General features: G+C 55.3%; 14 protein-coding genes. 11 read left to right on the forward strand and 3 right to left on the reverse strand.

The annotated features are described in order from the left end of the window. Nucleotides 1-100: 100 nt before the first annotated feature. The 3 genes from NTH01S_RS05025 to NTH01S_RS05035 form a co-directional block, all read right to left on the reverse strand. Nucleotides 101-1,330, reverse strand: coding sequence for an NAD(P)/FAD-dependent oxidoreductase (locus tag NTH01S_RS05025; protein WP_068170424.1), 1,230 nt, complete (start codon nucleotides 1,328-1,330; stop codon nucleotides 101-103). A gap of 140 nt (nucleotides 1,331-1,470) precedes the next feature. Next, nucleotides 1,471-2,706: a bifunctional glutamate N-acetyltransferase/amino-acid acetyltransferase ArgJ gene (gene argJ / locus NTH01S_RS05030; protein ID WP_068170427.1), complete on the reverse strand. Its 1,236-nt coding sequence runs from the start codon at nucleotides 2,704-2,706 to the stop codon at nucleotides 1,471-1,473. Between the two features lie 24 nt (nucleotides 2,707-2,730). Beyond that, nucleotides 2,731-3,648, reverse strand: coding sequence for a peptidylprolyl isomerase (locus NTH01S_RS05035; RefSeq protein ID WP_068170430.1), 918 nt, complete (start codon nucleotides 3,646-3,648; stop codon nucleotides 2,731-2,733). A 315-nt stretch (nucleotides 3,649-3,963) separates the two neighbouring features. On the opposite strand from NTH01S_RS05035, the gene secA reads away from it, so the two are divergent. The 11 genes from secA to pal all read left to right on the forward strand — a co-directional run bounded on the left by secA (nucleotide 3,964) and on the right by pal (nucleotide 14,870). Continuing rightward, nucleotides 3,964-6,612, forward strand: coding sequence for a preprotein translocase subunit SecA (gene secA, locus NTH01S_RS05040; protein ID WP_068170446.1), 2,649 nt, complete (start codon nucleotides 3,964-3,966; stop codon nucleotides 6,610-6,612). Nucleotides 6,613-6,792: 180 nt separating this feature from the next. Continuing rightward, nucleotides 6,793-7,542: a YebC/PmpR family DNA-binding transcriptional regulator gene (locus NTH01S_RS05045; protein ID WP_068170448.1), complete on the forward strand. Its 750-nt coding sequence runs from the start codon at nucleotides 6,793-6,795 to the stop codon at nucleotides 7,540-7,542. Further along, nucleotides 7,539-8,045 carry a crossover junction endodeoxyribonuclease RuvC gene (gene ruvC / locus NTH01S_RS05050; RefSeq protein ID WP_068170451.1) on the forward strand — a complete coding sequence of 169 codons (507 nt, stop codon included), beginning with the start codon at nucleotides 7,539-7,541 and terminating at the stop codon, nucleotides 8,043-8,045. The genes NTH01S_RS05045 and ruvC overlap by 4 nt, the downstream gene beginning before the upstream one ends. Next, nucleotides 8,042-8,656 carry a Holliday junction branch migration protein RuvA gene (ruvA, locus tag NTH01S_RS05055; protein ID WP_068170454.1) on the forward strand — a complete coding sequence of 205 codons (615 nt, stop codon included), beginning with the start codon at nucleotides 8,042-8,044 and terminating at the stop codon, nucleotides 8,654-8,656. The genes ruvC and ruvA overlap by 4 nt, the downstream gene beginning before the upstream one ends. Continuing rightward, nucleotides 8,653-9,714: a Holliday junction branch migration DNA helicase RuvB gene (gene ruvB, locus NTH01S_RS05060; RefSeq protein WP_068170457.1), complete on the forward strand. Its 1,062-nt coding sequence runs from the start codon at nucleotides 8,653-8,655 to the stop codon at nucleotides 9,712-9,714. Before ruvA ends, ruvB begins: the two co-directional genes overlap by 4 nt. A 198-nt stretch (nucleotides 9,715-9,912) precedes the next feature. Continuing rightward, complete coding sequence (gene ybgC / locus NTH01S_RS05065) at nucleotides 9,913-10,338, forward strand: tol-pal system-associated acyl-CoA thioesterase (RefSeq protein ID WP_068170458.1); 426 nt, start codon at nucleotides 9,913-9,915, stop codon at nucleotides 10,336-10,338. An 81-nt stretch (nucleotides 10,339-10,419) separates the two neighbouring features. Further along, nucleotides 10,420-11,151, forward strand: coding sequence for a protein TolQ (gene tolQ, locus NTH01S_RS05070; protein ID WP_068170537.1), 732 nt, complete (start codon nucleotides 10,420-10,422; stop codon nucleotides 11,149-11,151). A 3-nt stretch (nucleotides 11,152-11,154) separates the two neighbouring features. Continuing rightward, nucleotides 11,155-11,595, forward strand: coding sequence for a protein TolR (tolR, locus tag NTH01S_RS05075; protein WP_068170460.1), 441 nt, complete (start codon nucleotides 11,155-11,157; stop codon nucleotides 11,593-11,595). 14 nt (nucleotides 11,596-11,609) lie between these two features. Next, nucleotides 11,610-12,605 carry an energy transducer TonB gene (locus tag NTH01S_RS05080; RefSeq protein WP_068170463.1) on the forward strand — a complete coding sequence of 332 codons (996 nt, stop codon included), beginning with the start codon at nucleotides 11,610-11,612 and terminating at the stop codon, nucleotides 12,603-12,605. Between the two features lie 19 nt (nucleotides 12,606-12,624). Beyond that, nucleotides 12,625-13,977 (forward strand): Tol-Pal system beta propeller repeat protein TolB, encoded by a 1,353-nt coding sequence (gene tolB, locus NTH01S_RS05085; RefSeq protein ID WP_068170466.1) that lies wholly within the window; start codon nucleotides 12,625-12,627, stop codon nucleotides 13,975-13,977. Nucleotides 13,978-14,384: 407 nt separating this feature from the next. Further along, nucleotides 14,385-14,870, forward strand: coding sequence for a peptidoglycan-associated lipoprotein Pal (pal, locus tag NTH01S_RS05090; RefSeq protein ID WP_068170470.1), 486 nt, complete (start codon nucleotides 14,385-14,387; stop codon nucleotides 14,868-14,870). Nucleotides 14,871-14,888: the final 18 nt, after the last annotated feature.

The following is a 14,888-nucleotide window of genomic DNA, read 5'->3' on the forward strand; positions in this document are numbered from 1 at the left end:
AGGAATGGGGAGGCATCTGAGGGGGGCGTGTTACGAGTCTTCATAGTAACGGTAAGGTGAGCCCTTCTGTGAAGAATGTCCACCTTACCGAAGGGCTCTATTAGCCGCCGAGATCAGGGCGGGCCGGTGAGAAGCGTTCACGCAGTGTTTCACTAATCGCTTTGCCGATGCCTGTAACGCCTGCTTGGTGCTGGCGGTAGAGGCCTTCATGGATGAAGCGTGCGAAACGACCACTCAGAATACCGCCGCCAAAGCCGCGTTGTGGGTCAAACATGCCCCAGCCGTTATAATCGCCCAGTGCAACAACGGCACCGCGATCATGATAGGCGAAGGGTTGTGGTGTGCCACCAGCAATGATCTGTGGCACGGCACGGGCGAGGTATTCACCTTGCTGGCGTGCAACTTGTGCGGTTGGCGCTAAGGGTGCTGAATCAATGCGTGAGCAATCGCCAACGGCAAAGATGTCTGGGTCTTGTGTGGTTTGCAGCGTCGGGGTGACGCTGAGTTGGCCGGAGCGGCCACGTTCGAGACCTTCTAAAAGAGCCGTCGCTGCGGAAGCGCGTACGCCGGCAGCCCAGACGCGCAGGTCACAAGGGATGTGTTCGCCAGATTTGAGAGCAAAGCCCGTTTCATCAGCGCTAACGACCATTGCGCCAGTGCGAACTGAGAAGCCAATTTTCTCAAGCTCACGAGCGGATTCAGCGGAAACATTTTCAGGGAAAGCCGGAAGAATGCGTGGGCCTGTTTCAATCAGGACAGCATCCAGCAGGTTACGTCGTGCATCGGGGCCGAAACCTGGGGCTTTATCCAGGGATTTGCAGAGTTCTGCGGCAAGTTGCACGCCGGTTGCGCCGCCGCCAACGATGCCGAGGGTCAGCTTCTTACCATTTGCGCGGGCGGTTTGAGCGGCTTCGCGGAAGGCTGCGTAGAGTGCGTCAGCATCGTCGAGGCTGTCTAGGAAGCGGCAGTGGTCTACGATGCCGGGAATGCCAAAATCATTGGCACTGGAGCCAAGGGCAACGACAAGCTTGCTGTAAGGCAAGGTAGTACCATTTTCGAGGGTGACGGTGTGAGCATCACGGTCAACGGCGCTTGGTGTGCTCTGCACGAAGGAGAAACCGTTTTTTGCTGCTGTTTCAGCGAAGGGAACGCAGTTCCCGTCATGGCGCATGGTGCCAGCCGCAAATTCGTGGAGGGCGGGTTTCCAATAATGAACCGGGCTACGGTCTACTAATGTGACAGCAAGGCCGTTTTGCTTGCTGAGTGAAGATGCCGCCTCAAGGCCTGCGACGCCGCCCCCGAGAACAACGACATGCGTTTGAGAAGCCATGATTCGTTTTCCTCTATACCCGTCCGTTCCACGATGCTGGAACACGGTTTGTGCTAGAATCAGATGAGGAGCGAAGCAACCCCCGCTCCCGTTCTTGTGTACAAACGCACTGAAAAAACTGTGGTTCAGTGCGGTGTGTTTTAGCTGCGATATGAGCCGTTAATGTCGATGTAGCCATGAGTTAGGTCACACGTCCAGACGGTGGCTGTTCCTGTGCCGAGGCCGAGATCAACGGTGATGTCGATGTCCTGCCCCTTCATATGTGCGACGACGGGTGTTTCGTCATAATCGGTGACGACACTGCCTTCCTTCGCAATCCAGACGCCACCCATGGCTATCGCGAGTAGGTCACGGTCTGCGGGTTCTCCGCTTTTGCCGACGGCCATGACAACGCGCCCCCAATTGGCATCTTCCCCAGCAATGGCGGTTTTTACCAAGGGAGAGTTTGCAACGCTGAGCGCAATTTTGTGGGCAGATATGTCAGACACAGCGCTGGTGACATCGATGCGAATTTGTTTTGTCGCGCCCTCGCCATCACGCACGACGAGCAGTGCGAGTTCTTGAAGAATCTCTTGCAAAGCGGTGCGGAAGCTCTCGAGCGCTGGAGCATCGGCATCTGTGATCGCCGCGTGAGGTGCCTGTTGCGTAGCGAAAGCCATCAGCATGTCGGATGTTGACGTATCCGAATCGACAGTAATCGCGTTGAAGCTTTTTTGGCAAAAGCGGGTGAGTAATGTTTGCAGAACGTCTTGCGGCAGACTTGCATCCGTGACGACATAGGCCAGCATGGTGGCCATGTCTGGTGCGATCATGCCGGAGCCCTTGGCAATGCCCTGAATGCGGACGGGGGTGCCGCTAATCGTGATATCGCGGCGGGCGGCTTTAGGGAAGGTGTCCGTCGTCATGATGGCGCGGGCGGCTTGGGCCCAATGCGCATCGGACAGGCCAGCTTGTGCTGCGGGCAGGGCGTTTATAATGCGCTCTGGCGGCAGGACTTCCCCAATGACGCCGGTGGACGCCAAGAAAATCTCATCTTTTGGGCAGGAAAGTTGTGCTGCGAGTGCGGTTGCGCAGTCTTCGACTGTTTGGCGGCCAGCGCGGCCGGTGAAGACATTTGCATTCCCAGCATTAACGAGCAGGGCGCGTGCTGTCGGGGTTTTGAGAGCTTCACGGCACCATTCGATCGGTGCGCCGGGGCACTGATTTTTTGTGTACACGCCGGCAGCGATTGTTCCGGGAACAAATTCTGCCAGCATCAGATCTGTACGGCCAGCATAACGAATGCCAGCCGCAATAGCTGAGAGGCGCACACCGGGCACCGTTGCAAGGTCCGGAAGGGGACGGGCGAGCGGGGAGACGGTGATCGGCGTGGCCATGATGTACCTTAAGTCGAGTGGTGATTACTTTTGAGCAGGAGCAGCCGGAGCAGGCGCTGCCGTGATGGGCTTGCCCTGCGCATCAAAGTGGACCACTTTTACTTGAGATTCAGCTTGCTGCACAACATCACGCACCTTCGCGCGGATCACTTCTTGACGGATTTGGTCATGAAGTTGCTCAAATGTTGGGACAGGTGCTGTGCGTGAGCCTAGAACCTGAATGACGTGGTAGCCGTACTGTGTGTGCACTGGCGTTTGGGAAATGGTGTTAGCCTTCATGGAGAATGCAGCGTCAGCGAATGCTGGCAGCATGTCACCTTTCTTGAACCAACCCAGGTCACCACCATTTGCGCCTGCTGAGCCCTTGTCCTTGGAGAGTTGAGCGGCCAGCTTACCGAAGTCAGCGCCGTGGTTGAGTTGCTTGATGATGTCCTTCGCCTGTGCCTCGGTTTCCACGAGGATGTGGCGAGCATGGACTTCTTGCTCAGGCTTTTGGTTTGCGTAATGCGTTTGGTAGTAGTCGTGCAGCGAGGCTTCAGAAACCTGCGGAGCGACTTTTTCTTCCAGATACGCATTTTGCAGGGCGCCATTTGCTGCGGCGTCCATGGATGCCTTCACGTCTGGCTTGTTTTGCAGGCCTTCTTTGTCAGCCGCGATTTGGATCGCTTTTTGGTCGACCAGTTGGTTCACTAGCAGAGGAATCAGCACGGAAGGCTGAAGCTGGCGTGCTTGTGGTGGCAGGCTGGATGCGGCGTGTTGAACATCACCAAGTGTAATTTTCTGGCCGTTAACCGTAGCGATGACCATGGTTGGGCTCGGCGGTGTTGCTGGCGCAGCGGCCGGAGCAGGTGCAGCTGCTGGAGCAGCATGTGCAGGGGAAAAAGCGAACGACGCAGCCGTGAGGAGCGTTGCACCGGCGAGAAGAGAGCGGTTAAGCCGCATGAAAATACCTCGAACCAATATGAAGTGAGGATGAATAACAGGGCAGCACCATGACAAAGCCCGCGCGTCCTCGCAAGGGTGTCATCTGTTACTATTTGGTCACATGGAAGAGAAAAGGGGCTATCGGTGACGTTTTTTGTCGTGTTGAATGGAACAATAAGTGTGTTTCCGGTGGGTTTTGGGCTGCTCTGCATTGACCAGAGGCGGTCCGGGTCCTATTTCCGACACGACGTGAAAACAGATTTAGCTTGGGTTGTGCCTTCGTTTCGGTCGGAAATGGAGGAGTGATTCAGGCCCCGGCATTCAAGGTTCAGCATGTTCGCACGCCTCGCCCGCGCCGTCTTCGGCTCCGCTAATGATCGTATGCTCAAGGCGTATCAGCGCCGTGTGCCTGAAATTAACGCGCTTGAAGCATCGGTTCAGCCCCTCTCTGATGACGAGTTGCGTCAGCGCACGACTGTGTTCCGTGAGCGGATTGCTAAGGGGGAAACGCTTGATGCGCTCCTGCCAGAAGCTTTTGCCGTTTGCCGTGAAGCGTCACGCCGTGTTTTAGGCAAGCGCCATTTTGACGTGCAGCTGATTGGCGGCATGGTTCTTAATGATGGCCGTATTGCTGAAATGCGTACGGGTGAAGGTAAGACGTTGGTGGGAACACTGGCGGTTTATCTCAACGCGCTGACAGGTAAGGGCGTTCACGTTGTGACGGTGAACGACTATCTGGCTAGCCGTGATGCGGAAGAAATGTCCGTTCTGTACAGCTTCTTGGGGCTGACGACGGGCGTTATTATTCCCAATTTGTCGGATGATGAGCGCCGCGCGGCTTATGCGTGTGATATCACTTACGGGACGAATAACGAATTCGGCTTCGATTATCTGCGCGATAATATGAAGTATTCCCTCAACGATATGGTGCAGCGTCCGTTCAACCACGCGATTGTGGATGAGGTGGACAGCATTTTGATCGATGAAGCGCGCACGCCGTTGATCATTTCTGGTCCGGCGGAAGATAGCTCCGATCTGTATCGTTCAGTGGATGCCGTTGTGGCGCGTTTGGTGCAGGTGCCGGATGCGTTTGATAAAGACGAAAAGCAGAAGAATGTTACGCTGACCGAAACGGGGTCAGACTCAGTTGAAACGTTGTTGCGTGATTCTGGGGTGATGCCGGAAGGAGGCCTGTACGACATTCATAACGTCGCAGTGGTGCATCACGTTCAGCAGTCTTTGCGTGCGCATACCTTGTTTACGCGGGATGTGGATTACATTGTTCGCGACGGTAAGGTGGTCATCATTGATGAGTTTACCGGTCGTATGATGGATGGCCGTCGTTATTCAGACGGTTTGCATCAGGCGCTGGAAGCAAAAGAAGGGGTGGAAATCCAGCAAGAAAACCAGACGCTGGCTTCTATTACCTTCCAGAACTATTTCCGTCTTTACCCGAAGCTGTCTGGCATGACCGGTACGGCCATGACGGAAGCGGATGAGTTTGCGGAAATTTATAATCTAACGGTTGTAGAAATCCCGACGAACCGTGCGATCCGCCGTCAAGATACTGATGATGAAGTGTATCTGACTGCCGTTGAAAAATACGATGCTGTTGCGAACTTGATTGAAGAAGTTCACGCAAAGGGGCAGCCGATCTTGGTGGGGACGACCTCTATTGAGAAGAGCGAGTACCTGTCAGAGCTGCTGAACAAGCGTAAGATCAAGCATAGCGTGCTCAATGCACGTCACCACGAAAAAGAAGCCAGCATTGTGGCGCAGGCAGGTGCGCCGGGTGCGATTACGATCGCGACAAACATGGCGGGCCGTGGGACGGATATTAAGCTGGGCGGCAATACGGATATGATGATCCATGCTGCCGGTGTGGGTGTAGAGGATGAGGCTGAGCTGAACCAGATTGCTGAGCGTATTCAGCAAGAAGTGGCCAAGGGCCATGAAGCGGTGATGTCGTCTGGTGGTTTGTACGTTATCGGTACGGAGCGCCATGAAAGCCGCCGTGTGGATAATCAGTTGCGTGGTCGTGCGGGCCGTCAGGGTGATCCGGGTAATTCACGCTTCTTCCTATCTTTGGAAGATGATCTGATCCGTATTTTCTCAGGCGACCGTATGGGTGGCCTGATGCAGAAAATGGGTCTGAAGGAAGGCGAGGCCATTGTTCATCCGTGGATGAATAAGGGCATTGAAACGGCGCAGAAGCGCGTTGAAGCGCGTAACTTTGATATGCGTAAAAACACACTGAAATACGATGACGTGATGAACGATCAGCGTAAAGAAGTGTACGCGCAGCGCCGTGAATATATGGCGCAGGATGACCTTTCTACGGTTGTAACCGAGTTCCGTAACGAGACAGTAGTGGAACTGGTACACGCGCATATCCCTGAAAAATCCTTCCCTGAAGCGTGGGATATGGAGGGGTTGTCTAAAGAGGTTATTCGCGTTCTGAACCTTGAATTGCCGCTGCTTGATTGGGCAAAAGAAGACGGCGTTGATGTTGACGTCGTCATTGAGCGCATTGAAGCAGAAACGGAGAAGGCGCAGGCTGCACGTGCTGCAAATATGGGGCCTGACCTCATGCGTCTGGTCGAAAAGCAGGTTGTGCTCACAACATTCGATGCCGTGTGGAAAGAGCATTTGCATGGTCTGGACCAGTTGCGCCAAGGCATTGGCTTGCGTGCGTATGGTCAGCGTGATCCGCTGAATGAGTACAAGCAAGAAGCCTTCCAGATGTTTACGCATATGCTGGATGATATGCGTATCCGTGTAACGCAGACGATGTCACGGATTCAGACCGTTGCTGAACCGCCTGCTTATCCGACAGTACCAGAAATGTCTGCTCCACAGGCAGAGGCTGGTGAGCCGGATGAACAGACGCTGCGTATGTGGCGTGAGACGGTGGCGCGGAATGCAAATTGTCCGTGTGGGTCTGGTGTGAAGTTCAAGCATTGCCACGGCAAGCTGGCCTAAGCGATACTAGGGACTAATTGTGCGGGGCATTGCTCCGTTATTGCAGGAGGCGTGATGCCTCCTGTGTTGTTGATAAACCGAAGGGGAGGTGCAGGAACGTTAAGTTCCTGCCGGGGTTCAGGGTAAGGCTCTGAAGGGTTAGCCCCGGTCTCACCTCCGCATGAGAGGGAACAGGCAGGCATGGCTGGTCATTCACAATTTAAGAACATTATGCACCGTAAGGGTGCGCAGGACGCAAAACGTGCAAAGCAATTTGCTAAGGTTCTGCGTGAAATTACAGTTGCTGTGCGTTCGGGCCTGCCTGACCCATCGTCCAACCCGCGTTTGCGTGCGGCTCTTTCTGCCGCACGTGAAGTCAATATGCCGAAAGATAACGTTGAACGCGCGATCAAGAAGGCATCTGGTGCAGCGGGTGGTGAGGATTACGTAGAAGTTCGCTATGAGGGCTATGGCCCGGCTGGTGTGGCGATCATCGTTGAAGGTTTGACGGATAATCGCAACCGTACGGCTGGTGAAGTGCGCGCTGCGTTCTCAAAGCATGGCGGGTCTATGGGGGAATCTAACTCGGTATCCTTCATGTTCCAGCGTTTGGGTGTTGTATCCTATGCCAAGGATGTGGCGTCTGAAGATGATATGCTGGAAGCTGCGATTGAGGCCGGTGCAGATAATGCTGTGACGACGGATGAAGGTCATGAAGTGACCTGTGCCATGGAAGATTTGTTTGCGGTCCGTGATGCGTTGGAAGCGCGTTTCGGTGAGCCGAAATCAGCTAAGCTGGATTGGCGTCCTGAGAATACGATTTCTTTGGATGAGGAAAAGGCACGCAGTGTTCTGAAGCTTATCGACGTGCTGGACGATAATGATGACGTTCAGGCGGTGTACGCGAATTTTGACCTGCCAGATGATGTCGCAGAGGCGCTCTCCGCTTGATCCGCATTATGGGGATCGACCCCGGCCTACGCTTTATGGGCTGGGGTATTATTGATGTGGACGGGAACCGTCTGCGTCATGTGGCGTCCGGGGTGATTGGTACGGATGGCGCGGAATCGGTGCCGCTGCGTTTGTGTGAACTGCATGGGCGTTTGCAGGCCTTGATCCGTGAATATGCCCCGGCGGAAGCTGCGGTAGAAGAAACCTATGTAAACCGCAATGGGGCCTCCACATTGAAGCTGGGTTATGCGCGTGGCGTTGCGCTGTTAACCCCGGCCTATGAAGGGCTGCCTGTAGCGGAATATGGGGCCATGAAGGTTAAAAAATCTGTGGTGGGCACGGGGTCTGCGAGTAAAGAGCAGGTCACGATGATGATTAAGCGTCTTTTGCCCGGTGCAGAAATTTATAAAGCCGATGCTTCGGACGCGTTGGCCGTGGCGATTTGCCATGCGCATCATCGGGCCAGTGCATTGCAAGTGGCGCAAGGGAGGCGCATGGCGTGATCGGTCAGTTAACCGGGCTTGTTGGCCAGATTGAGGGTGAACGCTGCATCGTGGATGTGAACGGTGTGGGGTATGTGGTTTCGGCCTCAACGCGGACGCTGGCTTCGGTGCCGATGCCGCCTTCAGTGGCGCGGTTTCTGATTGAGACGGTGGTGCGTGAAGACGCCATTTTGCTCTATGGTTTTGCGACTGCTGAGGAGCAAGAGTGGTTCCGCTTGTTGACCACGGTGCAGGGCGTCGGCGCCAAGGTTGCTTTGGCCATTCTGTCTTCGAACGCGCCGGGGGATGTGTTCTTGGCGATTAATGCCGGGGACCGTGGATCTTTAACCCGTGCGGCGGGTGTCGGGCCGCGCTTGGCGGACCGTATTTTGAGCGAGCTTAAAAACAAAATTGCTAAAATGCCGGTCGGAGCCGCTACGATTGCGGCCTCTGGCGGTGTTGTGACTTCTGCTGCGGAAACGGGGCTGGAGGGTGATGCGCTTTTGGCGTTAGCGGGACTTGGTTTCCGCCGTGCAGAGGCATGGCCCGTGGTGAAGAAAGTTCTGGCGGAGCATGACGGGGCGAGTTTGGATCTTGTGATTCGGTTGAGCCTTAAGGATTTGGCACGATGAGCGATATGCGCCCGACCGATGCGGCTAAGCAGCCGGATGATCTCAATGAGGGTGGTATTCGGCCTGAAAGCCTTGCGGATTTTACCGGGCAGAAGGCGAGCCGTGAAAATCTTTCTGTCTTCATAGAAGCCGCACGGGCGCGCAGTGAGGCGCTGGATCATGTGCTGCTGCATGGCCCTCCGGGCCTTGGCAAAACGACCTTGGCGCAGATTGTGTCGCGTGAGTTGGGTGTGGGGTTCCGTGCAACCTCTGGTCCGGTCATTCAGCGCGCGGGGGATCTAGCGGCGATTCTCACCAATTTGCAGCCGCGTGATGTGTTGTTCATTGATGAAATCCATCGCCTTCAGCCCGCGATTGAAGAAATCCTTTATCCTGCGATGGAAGATTTCCAGTTGGATCTCATCATTGGGGATGGTCCGGCGGCGCGGTCGGTTCGTATTGATCTGGCGCCCTTTACGCTTGTGGCCGCGACGACGAGGGCGGGGCTTCTGGCAACGCCATTGCGTGACCGCTTTGGTATTCCGTTGCGCTTGGTTTTTTATACACCTGATGAATTGCGGGCGATTGTCTCTCGTGGTGCTTTAAAGCTGGGTATGCAGCTTCAGCATGAGGCGGCGGAAGAAATTGCTCTACGCTCTCGTGGGACACCGCGTATTGCGGGGCGTTTGCTGCGGCGTGTGCGTGACTTTGCGCTTGTTGCGGGTAAGCCGGTGATTGATCGTGCGTTGGCGGATGCGGCTTTGTCTCGTTTGGAAGTGGATGCACGCGGTTTGGACGCGATGGATCGACGGTATTTGATGCGAATCGCTGAGCATCATCGAGGTGGTCCAGTCGGTGTGGAAACCGTCGCCGCAGGGTTGGCTGAAGCACGGGACACGCTGGAAGATGTGATCGAGCCGTATTTGATTCAGGAAGGCATGGTGCTGCGGACAGCGCGTGGCCGTATGTTGGGTGCGCCCGGTTGGAAGCATTTGGGGCTGACACCGCCGGAAGGGCATGCGCCGTCAGATGCGGTTGATCTGTTATCGCCTTTGGACCACACTTCTTCCGACCCTTGATCGGGTGAGGGAGTGTTCTTCTTCTGAAGAAAAAGAAGCAAAAAGACTTTTGCAGGTTGGGGTGCGGTGTTGGTTACAAGGCTTCGTCCCCTAATGGATAAGAGTTTTTTGGTTCTTTTTTGCAAAAAGGAACAGTCAAACCTCTCACGTAGTAAATCCAGAAAACGATCATTATTTAATCTGTGACGGAGTAATCCGATGGCGACGCATAAAATACAGTTTCGCGTGTATTATGAAGATACGGATGCTGGGGGGATTGTTTATCACGCCCGTTATCTAGCTTTTGCGGAACGCGCCCGGAGTGAAGCCATGCGCTCGGCCAACGCGGCGGTGACGGATTTGCTCAAATCGGATGGGATTGGATTCGTCGTGCGGCAGGTTGGGGTGCGTTACCGTACGCCTTTGCGCCTAGAAGATGTGATGGAAGTGGAAACGGCTTTGGTCGCGTTAACGCCCGCGCGCTTGAAGTTGCAGCAAACAATCCGCAATGCGGAACGCTTGGAAGAGCAAGCCGTTATTTTGGACGTAGAATTAGCGTGTATTGAAATGGATACGCTTAAACCTGCTCGAATTCCGCCACATTGGTGTGACGCTATACGAAAATTGGAAGCGGGAGAGCACTGACCCACTTTTCTGTTTCCGCCTTAAGTGTCATGGAAGGTTCTGACCCGTAAAAACAATGCCGGATCAGGACAGGAGAATATTGTGGATCATGACGTGACTTCGAGCGCGCTAGGAGCGGTCGGTGCGGCTGGACTATCGCCGTTAGACTTGTTTCTGCACGCTTCCATCGTCGTCAAATTGGTGATGATCGGGCTGATCCTGTGCAGCGCCGGTGTCTGGGCGATTATTGCGGAGAAGTTTTTCTTGCTGCGCCGTGTGAACCGTGAGGCTACGGCCTTTGAAGACCGCTTTTGGTCCGGTGGTTCTTTAGACGAACTGTACGAATCTGATGGTGCGCGTCCGACACATCCTTTAGCGGCTGTTTTCGGTGCAGCGATGGGTGAGTGGCGCCGTTCTGCGCGTATTACCGGCATTGATTTGGTGCATGGTGGCGTGAAGGACCGTGTGGACCGTGCGATTAGCATTACGGTTGGCCGTGAGAATGACCGATTGGGTGCGCGCTTGGTGTTCTTGGCAACGATTGGCCCCGTTGCACCGTTTGTCGGGCTGTTCGGGACGGTATGGGGCATTATGCATGCCTTTGGGTCCATTGCCGCGATGCACAATACGAATCTTTCCGTTGTGGCACCCGGTATTTCCGAGGCGCTTTTTGCAACGGCTATTGGTCTCGTAACGGCTATTCCCGCTTATGTAGCGTATAACGTGACGGGCGCGGCATTGGATCGTTTTTCTGACCGTATGGATGCGTTTGGCACAGAGTTCGCGGCCATTCTGTCCCGCCAGTCTGAAGAGCGTTCAGAAGGGAAGAGCTGAACCATGGGCATGTCCGCAGGAGGAGGTGCGCGCAGAGGAGGCCGGAGGCGGAATCGCGCGTCATCTGAAATTAACGTCACACCTTTGGTGGATGTCATGCTGGTGTTGCTCATCATCTTTATGGTGACGGCGCCGATGATGACCAGTGGTGTGAATGTTGATTTGCCCAAGACGGATGCCAGCCCTGTGAATGCGGATACGAAACCGATTACGGTTTCTCTCCGTGGGGATGGCTCCATTTATTTGGGTGATGATGCTGTATCGGGGGATCAGCTTGTGGCGCAGTTGAAAGTACTGGCGCAGGATGACCCGAATCACCGTATTTTTGTGCGCGGTGATGCGCACATTGATTATGGCCGTGTCATGCAGGTCATGGGGCAAATTACGTCTGGCGGGTTTACGCATGTGGCGTTGTTGGCTCAGCAGCCGCAGAGCGGTCCTTAAAAGGAGCCTACCCGGTGGCTTTTTCCCGCCGCTCGGATCGCCGGCGTTTTCGCGGCGCGCTTCTGGCTTCGGTTGGGGCGCATGGCGCTCTGATCGTGTATTTGTTGGTGACGATCCCGTTTTCCAAACCCCCTGAGCCGCCGGAACCACCGGCGGTTGAGATGCAGTTTGAACCGGCAGGCCCACCGACGCATCCTATAAAAGCGGATCATCCGGCACCGAAGCCAGCCCCTGCGCCGGCTCCGGTTCGTAATGATGCGCCCCCCGCGCCGACACCGCCAGAAAAGGCGCCAACGGAGGAGCCACCGCCGCCCCCTCCGCCGCCGCAGGCTGTGCCCCCCCCGCCGGAGAGCAAGCCCACGCCGTTGCCGCCTCTGAAGCTGCCGCCAAAGGTCACGACGCCGGAGCCATCCCCGACGCCTGCTGCTCCGCCGCGTCCATCGCCTCCCTCAGAGTCGAAGATGGTGTCACCGCCATCACCGCAGACGCAGAAGGTGGATACGCTGCCTGATACGCCGAAATTCTCGCATATCACGCAGGATCATCCGACGAAGAATGCGCAGCCGGATAGTCATTCGCTTTTAGCGACGCTGGACAGCTTCCGGGCGGATCAAAAGCAGACACATGCAGCGCATGCACGGGCGAACCCGCCGCAAGGTGGAGCGCCAGATGGTGGTGGGGTGCCGAATGGTGACATCACGAAGGCGCTTAGCCTTGGTGATCAGAAGGCCATAGGTGCGTCCGTACGCCGTTGTTATACGGAAGATACGGAAGCGCGGAACTATGCCAGTTTCACGGCGCATATGATCGTCACCATTGATGCGCAGGGTGAAGCGCGCTTGGCACGTTTTGCGCCAGAAACGGCGGCGCGTGCGGCGAGTGATCCGTCTTATCGTGTGTTGGCTGAACGGGCACGGGATGCGGTGTTAAGCCCGACCTGTGCACATCTTCCTATTCCTGGAAACTTGTTGGGCAAGACGCATGAGTTGCGTTTTGTGTTCCGACCATAATTTTTGAAGGGTAACCTGAATGTCCTTCCTGTCTGATCGTGACGCTGAGACACTGAGTGCTGTTTTCTCCCGCCGTAAGGTTTTAGCCGCAACGGCAGGGGGGCTGATGGTCTCTCCATTAGCGGCTTTCGCGCAAAGTGCTGCGGCACCGGGTGAAGCTGAGATTACGGTGGATCAAGCGCGACAAGCGCCGATCCCCATTGTGGTGCCGAGTTTTGGTGCGGGGTTGGGTGCGCAGATTTCGGGGGTTATTGCCTCTGATTTGAGCAGCACGGGTCTGTTTAAGGTGATGGATGGCAGTGTGCCGCCGGGTTCCACGCCTGATTTTGCCGGGCTGAAGGCACAGGGCGTCCGTGCTGCTGTTGCGGGCCAGGCGATTGGCAGTGATAGCGTTCGTGTGGAAATGCGTTTGTGGGATGTGGTTGCTGGTCAGCAATTACAGGGCACGGCGTATACGGCGTCTCAACTGAATTGGCGGCGCATCGCACACATTATTGCTGATGTGATTTATGAGCGCATGTTGGGTGAGAAGGGGTATTTTGATACTCGTATCGCTTATATTGCGCGCACGGGGCCGCGTCGTCATCAGATCACGCGTTTGGCTCTGATGGATCAGGACGGCTACAACCAGCGCATGCTGACGGGTGGGCAGTGGCTGACATTGACGCCGCGCTTTAATCCGGTGCGTGATCAAATTGCATTTATGTCTTACGCGAATAACCGCCCGCGTGTGTATCTGTTCGACTTGGGTTCTGGCCGTCAGCAAGTGCTTGGTGCGTTTGATGGTATTTCGTTTGCGCCACGTTTTGCGCCGGATGGGCAGCAGGTTGTGCTTTCTGCTACGCGTGGGAGTGGTTCAGACCTTTATGCTGTGGATTTGGCCTCTGGCGGGAAGCGTCAGCTGACCAATTCTGGCGGAGCGATTGATACAAGCCCATGCTTTAGCCCCGATGGCAAACAGATCGTCTTTACGTCAGATCGTGGTGGTAGCCCGCAGCTTTACGTCATGAGTGCTTCTGGCGGTGGGGCGCAGCGTATTTCGTATGGTTCGGGCCAGTATGGATCACCGGTATGGTCACCACGCGGTGACTTGATCGCGTTTACGCGTATTGGCGGTGGTGGCTTCTCTCTGGGCGTGATGAATCCAGATGGTACGGGCGAGCGTATTTTGACCAAGGGTTTCACGGTTGAGTCGCCGACTTTCTGCCCGAATGGTCGTGTTTTAGCTTTCTGCCGTCAGACGGCTTCGGGGGCTGGAGGTGCGGGTTTCTCCTCCGGGATTGGTACGATTGATATCACTGGGTTTAATGAGCGCCTGTTGCACACGGGCACGGGAGCCTCTGACCCAGCATGGTCTCCGTTGAATGGTTAAAGAGTCGTTTAAGATGTTGGGCGGGATCTTTTAGGAAATCCCGCTATGGACCCACTGCGGAGCAGCTCCGCAGTGGGTGCATGTTACTCGGGTGATATTCTGTGTGATTGCTCAGAAAACGGCAGTTTTCAGGGGGTGATCTGTGACAATAAAGAGACATTTTCATCGTCGTGTCATGTGTTTAGCATAGCATGTGCCGTGGGAATCGTTTTGCCGCAATAACAGTGCTTGACCGTTGATTTGAGTCATGAGTATGGGCGTTTGTGACCAACGTTTTTTACAGTGGATAGTACGGCGGCAGGCATTGCAGTCGGGTTATCAGGGAAGGGAGACGTGGTCCCGCTTTCCGCGATTTTAGTCGCTCTTAATGGTCCCATATCTGGGGCCGCTCTCAGGATTTGAGAAACATGAAGTTCAAGGTCTTTGGTGCGCTGGGTTTGGCGCTTGTTCTCGCTGCGTGTTCTGATGGCAATACCAATGCTGGTAACGCGACAGGTGCTGCAACGGCAGCCGTCGCACCGGAAGCCGGTCCAGTTCCGGGCAGCGAAGCTGACTTGGTTGCAAATGTGGGTGACCGCGTTTTCTTCCCGCTCAATTACTCTCAGTTGACGGATGAAGCACGCGCAACGTTGGACAAGCAAGTGGCTTGGTTGGCGAAGTACCCACAGGTCACAATCCAGCTTGCTGGTAACTGTGATGACCGTGGCACGGAAGAATACAACATTGCTCTGGGCCAGCGCCGTGCGAATGCCGCACGTGATTATTTGGTGGCCAAGGGTGTGAGCGCTTCGCGTATCAGCACGATCTCTTACGGTAAGGATCGCCCAACAGCTGATGGTGACGATGATGCATCATGGACGCAAAACCGTAACGCAATTACGTCTGTTAAGTAATCGTTTTACGCTGTTTAT

Source organism: Neokomagataea thailandica NBRC 106555 (assembly GCF_001598495.1).
GTDB lineage: Bacteria > Pseudomonadota > Alphaproteobacteria > Acetobacterales > Acetobacteraceae > Gluconobacter > Gluconobacter thailandicus_A.

Bases quoted from the DNA above. Each gene is read 5' to 3' on its own strand.
- NTH01S_RS05025 (WP_068170424.1), bottom strand. From the start codon at position 1,330: ATGGCTTCTCAAACGCATGTCGTTGTTCTCGGGGGCGGCGTCGCAGGC.
- argJ (WP_068170427.1), bottom strand. From the start codon at position 2,706: ATGGCCACGCCGATCACCGTCTCCCCGCTCGCCCGTCCCCTTCCGGAC.
- NTH01S_RS05035 (WP_068170430.1), bottom strand. From the start codon at position 3,648: ATGCGGCTTAACCGCTCTCTTCTCGCCGGTGCAACGCTCCTCACGGCT.
- secA (WP_068170446.1), top strand. From the start codon at position 3,964: ATGTTCGCACGCCTCGCCCGCGCCGTCTTCGGCTCCGCTAATGATCGT.
- NTH01S_RS05045 (WP_068170448.1), top strand. From the start codon at position 6,793: ATGGCTGGTCATTCACAATTTAAGAACATTATGCACCGTAAGGGTGCG.
- ruvB (WP_068170457.1), top strand. From the start codon at position 8,653: ATGAGCGATATGCGCCCGACCGATGCGGCTAAGCAGCCGGATGATCTC.
- ybgC (WP_068170458.1), top strand. From the start codon at position 9,913: ATGGCGACGCATAAAATACAGTTTCGCGTGTATTATGAAGATACGGAT.
- tolR (WP_068170460.1), top strand. From the start codon at position 11,155: ATGGGCATGTCCGCAGGAGGAGGTGCGCGCAGAGGAGGCCGGAGGCGG.
- tolB (WP_068170466.1), top strand. From the start codon at position 12,625: ATGTCCTTCCTGTCTGATCGTGACGCTGAGACACTGAGTGCTGTTTTC.
- pal (WP_068170470.1), top strand. From the start codon at position 14,385: ATGAAGTTCAAGGTCTTTGGTGCGCTGGGTTTGGCGCTTGTTCTCGCT.